The organism is Glycocaulis sp. (assembly GCF_052168375.1).
GTDB lineage: Bacteria > Pseudomonadota > Alphaproteobacteria > Caulobacterales > Maricaulaceae > Glycocaulis.
Window position 1 is genome coordinate 1 of the sequence record NZ_JBQLZR010000311.1, and the last position, 9,532, is coordinate 9,532.

A 9,532-nucleotide genomic window follows, 5' to 3' on the forward strand; every position below is an offset into this window, starting at 1 on the left:
ACGCCTTGCCATGCGCCGTGCGGCAGAGCTGGTTCTGGAAAATGGCTATGCCGGGTTCGAGATCGTCTCGCGCAGCATCGATACCACGCGCGGGCGCGGCCCGGTCAGCGTCGGCGGATCGGCCGGCACTTCCATGGGCTCAGGCGGGTTTCGCGCCTCCGGCGTTGGCATCGGCGTCAGCCTCAGCCCCGGGCAGGAAGGCCGCACCATCGTCAGCCTTGAAGTCTTCGCGCGCCAGGCCCCGCTGGGCGATGATCCGGCTGTCTATGATGCCCGCCAGCTGATCGCCTATACGGGCTAGCACGTCCCCTCACTGGCGTTCGGCACGGGCGTATTCCTCGTCACGTTCGCTATCGACAAGGCTGCGGATGGAATCTGGCGGCAGGCCCCATTCCTCCAGAGCGCGCGCGGCCATCTGCAAGGCTGCCTCGATGGCATCCAGCGTCATATGGGTTGCGCCGGCAGCAGCCAGCAGCCGGGCATGATCGGGATCACGCGCACGCACGATGACCGGCAGGCTGGAGCGCAAGGTGCGCACCGTGCGCACGATCTCGCAGGCTGCCTCGGGATTATCGACCGTCACGATGAAGAGCGCGGCATCGTCGATGCCGACCCGTTCGAGCATTTCGGCCCGCGCAGCATCACCGTAATAGACTGGCCAGCCCTCCTTGCGCAGGTCTCTGGCCCTTTTGCCGTCCTTTTCCAGCGCGACAAGCGTTGCCCCCTCCTCCTCCATCACCCGGGCTACCGAGCGGCCAACCCGGCCAAATCCTGCAAGGATGACGTGACCGGCAAGCTCGATGTCCTGCGGCAGATCGGAGGTTTCGGGCGCCTCGGTGTCAAGCCGGGCAGCCGCCCACCGCCCGATGCGCGCAAAGAGCGGGGTCAGCAGCATGGAAAGGCCTGCAATGGGCCCGAGAATGCCCATTGCCTCGCTTGAGACGACGCCCGAACTGGTCGCAGCGGCAAGGATCACAAAGGCGAACTCGCCTGCCGGTGCCAGCAGGAAGGCTGCCTCCAGCGCCACCGGCAGCTTCACACCCGTCAGACGGCAAACCGCCAGCACGATGACGAACTTCACCACCAGCAGGGCACACAGCCCGGCCAGAATGATCGGGAGGGACTGCCACACCTGCACAAGGTCGAGCCCCATGCCAACGGTCACGAAAAAGAGGCCGAGCAGCAATCCCTTGAACGGGTCAAGATCGACCTCGGCCTGATGCTTGAACTCGGTCTCGCCGACCAGAAGGCCCGCAAGGAAGGCCCCCAGCGCCAGTGACAGCCCGCCCGTGTCGGTGAGGACCGCTGCGCCCACAACTGCGACCAGGGTCAGTGCCATCAGCGTGTCGCGTCCGCCAAACCGGGCCGCAAGACGAAAGGCCGGGCGCAGCAGATATCGGCCAACGACAAAGATGATGAGGATGGCCGCCCCGCCTTGCCAGGTTGCCTGCCCCAGCGCGCCGAGAAGGCCTCCATCGTCCGAGCGCGCGAGAAATCCGGCGAGGATCAGGATGGGCGCGACCAGTATGTCCTGCATCAGCAGGACACCCAGCGCCGTGCGCCCTACAGGCGTGGCCACGCGCCGGTCCTCTGACAGGACCTGCATGACAATGGCAGTGGAAGAGAGCGCAAAGGCAAGCCCGACAATGATCGCCGAAGGCGCGGCATAGCCGAGGAAGAAGGCCGCTGCGCCAATCGCCGCCGCCGAGAGGCCCGATTGCAGCCCGCCCGTGCCGAACACGGTAACGCGCAAGGCCCACAGGCGCCGGAAGGACAATTCCAGCCCCAAAAGGAAGAGAAGGAAGAGGACGCCCAGCTCTGCAAAGGGCTCGACCGCATGGGCATCAGTGACAGTCACGAAGGAGAGAAGCGGCACATCGCCGGAAAACCGGCCGAGCCCGGACGGGCCGAGCACAACGCCTGCAATGAGGAAGCCGAGCACTGCGCCAAGGCGCGCCGCCTTGAACAGCGGCACGATCACCCCGGCAGCGACCAGAAAGACCAGAATGTCTTTCAGCCAGATTTCATTGATTTCGGCTTCCACGCCTGTTGCCCCCTACCCGCCAAGCAGACTCGCAAGAGACATGATAGCGCGGCTTGGCTTTTGCGCAGGCCGAAAATCAGGGCAATTCGGCGCCGCCACTGGCAAGGGCGTCAGCGCGCGCTGCCAGACGGTCAAGCAACAGGCCAAGCTGGGCCTTTTCTGCTTCGCTGAAGCCCTCCAGAAGCGAGCGCTCCCAGGTCAGCGCCAGAGGCGCGATCTCGTCATAGATGGCCTTGCCTTCAGCGGTGAGCGAGACAAGCGAAGCCCGCTTGTCGGACGCGCTGGTGCGGCGGCGGACAAGCGCGCGATCGGTCAGCGCGCGCAAGGCCCGGCTGACCGTGACCTTGTCCATGGCGGTCGCCTCGCAGATGGCCTGCGCGGTCAGCGTATCGCCATTGCCCAGAACCGCGATGACCCGCCACTCCCAGATGGTCAGGCCGAAACGGGCCTGATAGGCCCGCGCAATCAGCCCGGACGCCTTGTTGGAGGCTACCGAAAGACGATAGGGCAGATAGTCAGACAGTAGGAGGGCGCCCCCGGCGGGAGCGCCCTTCACCGGTGCGGCCTGACCGGTCACCGGATTACTCGGCAGCCGTCGGCTTGAGCACGCCGCGGCGGATCTGGTCGAGCTCGATCGATTCAAAGAGCGCCTTGAAATTGCCCTCGCCGAAGCCGTCATTGCCCTTGCGCTGGATGATCTCGAAGAAGATCGGGCCGATATTGGTCGTGGTGAAGATCTGCAGGAGCAGGCCATTGCCCTTTTCCGGATCACCATCGACGAGGATCGAGTTCTTCTTCAGACGTTCCAGGTCCTCGCCATGGCCCGGCACGCGTTCGTCAACGAGCTCGTAATAGGTCGCCGGGGTGGACTGGAACTCGACGCCCGCCGCGCGCAGCTTTTCGACCGTGGAGTAGATGTCCGACGTCGTCAGGGCGATGTGCTGGATGCCCTCGCCATTATAGTCGCGCAGGTACTCGGCGATCTGCGACTTGTCGTCGGAGGATTCGTTGAGCGGGATGCGCAGCTTGCCGCACGGACCGGTCATGGCGCGCGAGAGCAGGCCCGTATGGGCGCCCTTGATGTCGAAATAGCGGATTTCGCGGAAGTTGAAGACGGTCTCATAGAAACCGGCCCAATGGTTCATCCGGCCCATGAAGACGTTGTGGGTCAGGTGGTCGAGGGTTTCGAGGCCCGCTCCGCCCTCATCCTTCGCGCCGGGGATCGGCTCGAAGCTGTCATCATAGATGGTCTTTTCGCCATACTGGTCGACGAGATAGAGGACCGAACCGCCAATGCCCTTGATGGCCGGCAGGTTCTGTTCGTCACCCCAGAGCGGCGTGCCATAGGCTTCAGCGCCGCGAGCCAGCGCATCCTTGTAAGCCTGCTTGGCATCACGCACCCGGAACGCCATCGCATTGGCCGACGGCCCGTGCTCGGCGCGGAAGTCGGCGGCCTGGCCGGTCGTCTCGCGGTTCACCAGGAAGGTGATGTCGCCCTGCTTGTAGCGGACGATGTCGCGCGTCTTGTGACGGGCAACAGCGGTGAAGCCGAGAAGGGTGAAGAGCTTGTCGAGCTTTTCCGGTTCCGGGCTGGTGTACTCCACAAACTCGAAGCCATCGGTTCCCAGCGGGTTCTCGAACAGGTCAGCCATGTCGGGCTCCTTCTTTCAGCTTGGATGGGCAGGCAGGCGCATCGCCAAAGGGCGGCAGTTCCGGGCCACCTGCTTGTGTGCCGCGCTTGTGCCTGAAATTAGTATCATTTGCAACTAATCTGATGCGGCAAGAGGCGCCGGGCGCGCTCGGGCCGTTATGTTATCACCTGTTTGACACATCGATCCCGGCCAGCCGAAATACCCGCAACGAAAAATCTCATGACGGGGAGGCTGACATGCCGGGTTTGACGGGAGCGCTGCTGGCAGCGTGGATGATGGTGGCCGCATCGGCCACGCAAGCTGAAGAGACCACGCCGCAACTGACCATCATTCATGCGGGCCATCTGGTCGCCGTACCGGGTGAACGCGTGCGAGAAGGCGCGTCGGTTCTCGTACGCGACGGCCGGATCGAAGCCATCGAGGACGGCTATGTCACCCACGAAGGCGCCGAGATTATCGATCTGTCGGAGCACTGGGTCCTGCCGGGCCTGATCGACTCCCATGTCCATATCCTCAACGAGCGCGGTGCCAATAGCCGGCTTGATGCCTTTACCCTGTCCAGCGCAGACCGCGCCTTTGTCGGCGTGCGCCATGCACGCCGCACCCTGGAAGCAGGCTTCACCACCGTTCAGGACGTAGGCGGTGATCTGGAGGCGGTGCTGGCCCTGCGCAATGCCATCCGCAATGGCGATGTGATCGGTCCGCGCATGCGCGTGGCGGGTCCGTCCATCACGCCGACAGGCGGGCATGGCGATGTGAACGGCTATAACCAGCGCGTCATCGAGAACTTCTCCAGCCCCGGCGCCTGCAATGGTCCGGCTGATTGTGCGCGCGCCGTGCGCTCGCTCGTCCAGGCTGGTGTCGACACGATCAAGATCACGGCCACGGGCGGCGTGCTGTCGAATACGGCGGCAGGCCTTGAGGTCCAGTTCATGGACGATGAATTGCGTGCCATCGTGCAGGCCGCAGAGATGATGGGACGGCGCGTGACGGCGCACGCGCATGGCGTGACAGGCGTGAACGCTTTCCTCAATGCAGGCGGGCATTCGATCGAGCACGGCACGTTCCTGGATGAGGAATCCATCCGCCTGTTCCGCCGTTCCAACGCCTTCCTGGTGCCCACCGTCATGGCGGGCGAGTTCGTGACCCGCGAGGCGGAAGCCAACGCCGCCTGGATGACGCCCTTCCAGCGCGCCAAGGCCCTGCAGGTCGGTCCGCAAATGGTCGACATGCTCGCCCGTGCCCATCGCGGCGGTGTCCAGATCGCCTTCGGCACCGATTCCGGCGTCAGCCGCCATGGCGACAATGCCCGCGAGTTCGAGCTGATGGTCGAGGCCGGAATGAGCCCGACCGAAGCCATCATTGCCGCAACCCTGAACGCTGCGCGCCACCTGCAGATGGAAGGCGAGATCGGGCGCATCGCGCCGGGCTTCCACGCCGACATCATCGCGGTTGACGGCAATCCTCTGGAAAACGTCTCCGAATTGCGTGATGTGGACTTTGTCATGGCCGCCGGCATGGTACACAAAGCCCCATGAGCCAGACCGACCTGAATGCCCAGTTCTCGGGCACGAAAGACATTGCCGACGCGCTGAAATTCAATGTGGATGCGCTGGATGCCTGGATGAAGGACCATGTGGAGGGCTATGCCGGCCCCTTGCAGGTCAGCCAGTTCCGCGGCGGACAGTCCAACCCGACCTACAAGCTCGTCACGCCTTCGCGCCAGTACGTGCTGCGGCGCAAGCCGCCTGGCGTGCTGCTCCCCTCTGCCCATGCGGTGGAGCGCGAATACACGGTAATGAAGGCGCTGGGCGGTCAGGGCTTCCCGGCCCCGCTCATGTTCGGCCAGTGCGAGGATCCAGAGGTGATCGGCACAGCCTTCTATGTGATGGAGTTCGTGGAAGGGCGCATCTTCTGGGACGCCTATCTGCCCGGCATGGAGCCGGCAGAGCGCAGGGCTATCTATGACGCCTCCAACGCGGCGCTCGCCCAGCTTCACTCGGTCGACACCGAGAAGGCCGGGCTCTCCGACTACGGCAAGCCCGGAAACTATTTCGAACGCCAGATCGGACGCTGGACCAAGCAATACAGGGCAGCAGAGACCCGGCCCATCGCAGCCATGGACCGGCTGATCGACTGGCTGCCCGCCAATGCGCCCGGACAGGAGCGCACCAGCGTGGTGCATGGCGACTACCGCCTCGACAACATGATCTTCCACCCCACAGAGCCCCGCGTCATCGCGGTGCTCGACTGGGAACTGTCAACGCTTGGCGATCCGCTGGCCGACTTCACCTACCAGCTGATGCAATGGCGCACGCCGAAAGAGATCCGCTCCGGATTCCTCGGCGTCGATCTGAAATCACTGGGAATTCCGACCGAAGACGAATACGTCGCCGCCTATTGCAAGCGCACGGGCCGCGACGGCATTCCCAAGCTCGATTTCTATATTGCGTACAACATTTTCCGCCTCGCCGGCATCGCTCAAGGCGTCTATGCGCGCGCCCTGCAGGGCAACGCCTCCAACGAGCGGGCAAAGGAGCTGGGCGCCCTCGTCGAGCCGATGGCGGAATACGCCTGGACGATCGCCGAGAAGGCTTGAGGGTTTTTCAGCTGCCGGGCTGCGCGCGGTTTCTCCCCCCGTTTACGGGGGAGTGGCCCGAAGGGTCGAGGGGGGCGATTTGAAACTCCCCCTCCGTCAGCTTCGCTGACACCTCCCCCGCAAGCGGGGGAGGAAAACAGTGCCCCCTTAGCCCAGCGTTGCGCGCAGCATCCACGCCATCTTCTCGTGCGCCGTCACGCGCGGGGCGACCACATCGGCGGTGGCTTCGTCACCATGGGTGTTGGCCAGTTCCAGCGCGGCGCGGGCAGTGCGCACCACGGTCTCGTGACCGGCGAGCAGATTGGCGACCATGTCATCAGCCTTCGGCGTCTTGTCGTCCGGACGGATCGAGGCCGATTTGGTGATTTCATCGTAGGAAATCGGCGCCATCACCCCCAGCGCGCGGATGCGCTCGGCAATGTCGTCCGTCGCCGTCCACATTTCGGTGTATTGCGTCTCGAACATGGCGTGCAGGTCGTGGAAGCGCGGACCTGTGACATTCCAGTGATAGGCGTGCGTCTTGAAATACAGCGCATAGGTGTCCGACAACAGCCGGGTGACAGCAGCGGCCATTTCCTCACGCTGCGCCTGGCTCAGTCCCATATTGATCTGCATGGCAGTCTCCTGTTCGCACAACGGGCGGCGGCACTGCCTGCCCTGTTCTGTCATGCTTACGTATATGGGAACGCCCTGTTCCAATCCAACTGGAACGCAAACTGCCTGTTATAGAGATCCTCTATATCAGCGCGCCGAGGCGCAGAACTCCGCAATGCGCGTTCCCGCTTCTTCCAGGATGGAATCGGAGGTGGCGTAGGAGATCCGGAAGGCCGGACCAGAGCCAAAGGCCGTGCCCGGAACCACGGCCACATGGGCCTCTTCCAGCAGAGCGTCGCAGACATCACCATCCGTGCGCAGCGCCTTGCCCTTGCCAGTGGTTTTTCCGATGAGTCCTTCGCATTGCGGGAAGACGTAGAAGGCCCCTTCCGGCTTCGTGGCCGAGAGCCCTTCGCTAGCCTCGATATGGCGCAGGACCAGATCGCGGCGGCGCACGAAGGCTTCGTTGCGCGGCTTCAGGAACTCATGCTCGCCATTGAGCGCTGCGACAGACGCCCACTGGCTGATCGAACACGGATTGGAGGTGGTCTGCGACATCACCTTGGCCATCGCCTTGATGAGGGCTTCCGGCCCGGCTGCATAGCCAATCCGCCAGCCGGTCATGGCATAGGATTTCGACACGCCATTCATGGTCAGCGTGCGGTCATAGAGCGAAGGCGCAACAGCCGCGATGGTGGCGAACTCGAACCCGTCATAGACGAGATGCTCATACATGTCGTCGGTAAGGATCCAGACATGGGGATGGCGCTCCAGCACGTCTGCCAGCGCCTTCAGGTCCGCAGCCGAATAGGCGGCGCCCGTGGGGTTGGACGGCGAGTTCAGCACCAGCCAGCGCGTGCGCGGCGTGATCGCGGCCTCAAGGGCTTCGGGCTTCAGCCGGTAGCCATCCTCGGCGCGCGCCTCTGCAAACACCGGCACCCCGCCGCACAGTAGCGCCATGTCGGGATAGCTGACCCAGTAGGGCGCCGGGATGATCACCTCGTCACCAGGGTTCAGCGTTGCCAGGAAGGCGTTGTAGATGACCGGCTTGCCGCCGGGCGAGACGTTCACCTGCGAGGGCTTGTACTCCAGAGCGTTGTCACGGCGGAACTTGGCGCAGATCGCGTCTTTCAGCTCCGGGATGCCATCGACCGCCGTGTATTTCGTCTCGCCGCGCCGCAGGGCCGCAATAGCGGCCTCCTTGATATGATCGGGCGTGTCGAAATCGGGTTCGCCCGCACCCAGCGAAATCACGTCAATGCCCTGCGCCTTCAGCTCGCGCGCCTTTTGCGTTGCAGCAAGCGTAGCTGAGGGCTGGACACGCGACAGGGCGCTGGAGACGTGAAACGGGGTGGACATGGGCTCTCCTGAAACGGGCGCTGATGGCGGTCAGAACCTACCGTTCGTTTACCGTGAACCGCAATACGTGTTGCAGCGCAGCGATGATCCGGTGCCACCTTCTTGCCGTAATTGACCTTGAGTTCGCCGGAATTTGAACCTTATCGGGCCGTGAAGCGTAACAATTCTGTTCATCTGGCATTCACCGGATCAGTCCAGCAAGGGCGCGATCCCGCTGAACGGCAAGGAGGGGACGATGGCTGATTTTTCTGCTTGTAACGACCGCCCGGGACGTCAGATCAATGTGGGCGCGCTTCTCATCGCGGTTGTGATGTTCGGCGCCTGCCTCGCCCTCGCCCACGCGTCCGGCATGCTCGGCAGCGATACCGAGGGCCTGTTCCTCGCCGACACCGCACAGGCTTCTACGGAACGCTGAGTGCCTGCGCCTTTCCTGGCTGCCGAATTAATTTGAACGCCGGCCTGCCAGCCGCCATGTCTCCATGTTGTGAGCGTTCGTGGACCGGCCTTCTCGCGTGTATCGCCGCCGCCGTTCAGCCGCTTGCGGCTGGGCGCTTATGGCGTTGCCGCCGCGCTCCATATCGCCGCAATCTCCGCTCTTGCCCTGTTGCCGCCAGAAACGCTGGATCGCTTCGTCGATACCGGCAGGGGTGTGGAGGTGCGCTTCTTTACCGTCAGCGCCGTCAATGCGGAGAGCGATCTGCCGCTGAATGCACCTCTGCTGGCTGACCGGGTGCAGGGCGCGCAGACACAAGGCGGCAATGGCGATGATGCTGGCGGCGACACTGGCGGCCAGCGGATTGACGCGGACAACGAAGCCAACGCCGAACCGCAGGACGAGCCGGAACCTGTCGATGCTCCCGAACCCGAGGACGACCAGGCTGAAGAACCTGCCGCCGAGCCAGCGCCAGACGAGGTAGCGGCAGACGAGGCAGAGACGCTCCCCGTTTCGCCGGACGGCACCCTGCCCGCACAGGAAAGCCCTGCACGCGAGGGTGAGACTACACCTGGCCGCCGGACGCCGGCGCGCGCGGCCGGCGTCATCGCACCCGACCGGCCGGTTGATACCATCCAGCCCGAAGAGGAAAGCGAAGCCTTCGTGGTGCGCCGCCCGCCGACCTTTGCCGAGATCGCCGCGCGGGCACAGACCGGCTTTGAGCCGGAAAACTTCCGCATTGATCGGCTGGAAGGTCCGGTGGGCGCGGTTATTGCCGAAGTGCTGTGCCTGTCATCGGGCGAGGCCAATCGCGAGATCGGCGATTGCGGGGACGGGCCCAATGCCGCACA

8 protein-coding genes and 2 pseudogenes are annotated in these 9,532 nt (G+C 64.0%); 5 read left to right on the forward strand and 5 right to left on the reverse strand.

Annotated elements, in window-relative coordinates; genetic code table 11:
- Positions 1-301 (forward strand): annotated as a pseudogene (locus ACTS2Z_RS12870) (hypothetical protein); the annotation flags it as partial.
- A 9-nt stretch (positions 302-310) separates the two neighbouring features.
- Here ACTS2Z_RS12870 and ACTS2Z_RS12875 read toward each other — a convergent pair.
- From ACTS2Z_RS12875 to hppD, 3 genes are all read right to left on the reverse strand, one after another.
- Positions 311-2,044 (reverse strand): cation:proton antiporter domain-containing protein, encoded by a 1,734-nt coding sequence (locus tag ACTS2Z_RS12875; protein ID WP_442573613.1) that lies wholly within the window; start codon positions 2,042-2,044, stop codon positions 311-313.
- Positions 2,045-2,120: 76 nt separating this feature from the next.
- Positions 2,121-2,621, reverse strand: a complete 501-nt coding sequence (locus tag ACTS2Z_RS12880) for a MarR family winged helix-turn-helix transcriptional regulator (protein WP_442573614.1) — start codon at positions 2,619-2,621, stop codon at positions 2,121-2,123.
- A gap of 4 nt (positions 2,622-2,625) precedes the next feature.
- Positions 2,626-3,696 (reverse strand): 4-hydroxyphenylpyruvate dioxygenase, encoded by a 1,071-nt coding sequence (gene hppD / locus ACTS2Z_RS12885; protein ID WP_442573615.1) that lies wholly within the window; start codon positions 3,694-3,696, stop codon positions 2,626-2,628.
- Between the two features lie 236 nt (positions 3,697-3,932).
- On the opposite strand from hppD, the gene ACTS2Z_RS12890 reads away from it, so the two are divergent.
- Positions 3,933-5,234, forward strand: a complete 1,302-nt coding sequence (locus tag ACTS2Z_RS12890) for an amidohydrolase family protein (RefSeq protein WP_442573616.1) — start codon at positions 3,933-3,935, stop codon at positions 5,232-5,234.
- Complete coding sequence (locus ACTS2Z_RS12895; RefSeq protein ID WP_442573617.1) at positions 5,231-6,295, forward strand: phosphotransferase family protein; 1,065 nt, start codon at positions 5,231-5,233, stop codon at positions 6,293-6,295. Before ACTS2Z_RS12890 ends, ACTS2Z_RS12895 begins: the two co-directional genes overlap by 4 nt.
- A 147-nt stretch (positions 6,296-6,442) precedes the next feature.
- On the opposite strand, the gene ACTS2Z_RS12900 is transcribed toward ACTS2Z_RS12895, so the two are convergent.
- Together ACTS2Z_RS12900 and ACTS2Z_RS12905 are read right to left on the reverse strand one after the other, a co-directional pair.
- The gene (locus tag ACTS2Z_RS12900; RefSeq protein WP_442573618.1) at positions 6,443-6,910 is read right to left on the reverse strand and encodes a Dps family protein; all 468 of its coding nucleotides are present in this window, start codon (positions 6,908-6,910) and stop codon (positions 6,443-6,445) included.
- Between the two features lie 126 nt (positions 6,911-7,036).
- Entirely contained in the window at positions 7,037-8,248 is a 1,212-nt protein-coding gene (locus ACTS2Z_RS12905; protein ID WP_442573619.1) for a pyridoxal phosphate-dependent aminotransferase, read from the reverse strand.
- A 235-nt stretch (positions 8,249-8,483) separates the two neighbouring features.
- Between ACTS2Z_RS12905 and ACTS2Z_RS12910 the strand changes: the two genes are divergently transcribed.
- Both ACTS2Z_RS12910 and ACTS2Z_RS12915 read left to right on the forward strand, forming a co-directional pair.
- Positions 8,484-8,663: a hypothetical protein gene (locus ACTS2Z_RS12910; RefSeq protein ID WP_442573620.1), complete on the forward strand. Its 180-nt coding sequence runs from the start codon at positions 8,484-8,486 to the stop codon at positions 8,661-8,663.
- A gap of 69 nt (positions 8,664-8,732) precedes the next feature.
- Positions 8,733-9,532, forward strand: a pseudogene (locus ACTS2Z_RS12915) (hypothetical protein); the annotation flags it as partial.